The organism is Reichenbachiella sp. (assembly GCF_039941815.1).
Taxonomy (GTDB): Bacteria; Bacteroidota; Bacteroidia; order Cytophagales; family Cyclobacteriaceae; genus Reichenbachiella.
In genome coordinates, this window is sequence record NZ_JBDVDW010000035.1 from 1 (window position 1) to 1,415 (window position 1,415).

Annotated in this window: 1 protein-coding gene; it reads left to right on the plus strand. The window is 40.3% G+C overall.

Annotated features, from left to right (window positions below; translation table 11 throughout):
• Nucleotides 1-540: 540 nt before the first annotated feature.
• Nucleotides 541-1,167 (plus strand): hypothetical protein, encoded by a 627-nt coding sequence (locus ABJF11_RS10390; RefSeq protein WP_348119782.1) that lies wholly within the window; start codon nucleotides 541-543, stop codon nucleotides 1,165-1,167.
• Nucleotides 1,168-1,415 lie beyond the last annotated feature (248 nt).

Sequence of the window (1,415 nt, forward strand, 5' to 3'; positions counted from 1 at the left end):
GGTTGCGGCGGTTGTCTCTACTAATGCGGGTCGGGCTTTTGAATTGGTTTTGGTGACAACAAAATGAAAATATCACTAGATAAAACAAAGAGGATAGCTGTTTGCTATCAGCCAAACAAACTTAGTCCTCTTTACTTTGAGCGATGTATCTGTATACACAACTCAAGCGGAAAGTCTCTATTCTGTTCAAGCAAATCGGTTTTTTTGCCAGGTGACGGCTTTCCAGTAATCGATCAGCACTTGATCTCACTTTGGGATACCCCGGAACAAAATAATCTAGCAGTCCGTTTCACAGATGCTCTGATATCGGTGATCTCTAAATTTTCGAGCACTGGATTCGACAAACACGAATTAAAAAATAGCACTGATATACTTTACAGGCTAAAAGTTGGAAAGCCGCATTTCTGGCAATGGTCAAGTCATGAGGATTGGCTGAAAATTACAGCAAAAATATTATTCGACGATGATGAGCCAATAGCTATTTTCGGAGATACCTATATTGATAGCAGAGGTGTGAGATGCGTAAAGAATTTATGCGTATTGGTTTTATCTGATTTGCTGAACAAACTAGGTTTCAGCGTCGAGCCTATTTTGGAACCAGACGGTGACATACTAATCGACTCTTCAGACAAAACTAGCTTCGAATCTTTTAATGGGATTGATTTGCTTTCACCACAACCTTTTGCGGTTTTGGTTGGTAATTTGATATATGATCCCAATGAAAAGTCTTGGGATGAGTTAGCAAAAATTGTTAACGATATCCGGTCGAAGGCTTATGGTATAAATGGAATGAGGGTCTTCCATCAGTATTTGAGTAGACTTTCAGGTTTAGAAAGCCAGGAGCAAGTCCTGACGGAGTTTTTAATTGCCAGAGAAAAGTTCATAAAAAACGCGGAAGACTATGGCCTTAAAGTCAAAGAAGGAAATATATTGGCTAATCTTTCTGCAAGTGAGGAGTTTTTGAAGTTTATTAATAGGTTGACGCAAGAGAACGGCATTAATTCGTCTTTTAATTTTGCATTGGAAGGACTTGGAGTTGTCTTAAAATTGATAGGATTAAATAAAAAAATAAAAAAATCAGGGTATGAACGGTTTTTCGTTGACCAAATTCTCGAAAAGAACGGAATCGCACATTTAATGCAGGTCGAAAAGCTGTTAGCCCAATAAGAACTCGGACGACGAGAGGCTTGGCGGCTTCCTCGGCGCAGCATACCTTGAAATTTGTAGCCTATGCTGGGCGTTTAACTACTGATCTGAATGCCCGCTTTGCGTCCAATTTCGGCGTGATGTGAATGTTCGCTTTGCGACCAGGCCGAGCTTCCCAAACTCTAAACAAAAGCGAAAATTAGTAACCTCTTTTTAAAGATCTACGCTTCCATTGGAAAGCGGATCTTTTTGCCGCGCCGAAATGGGCT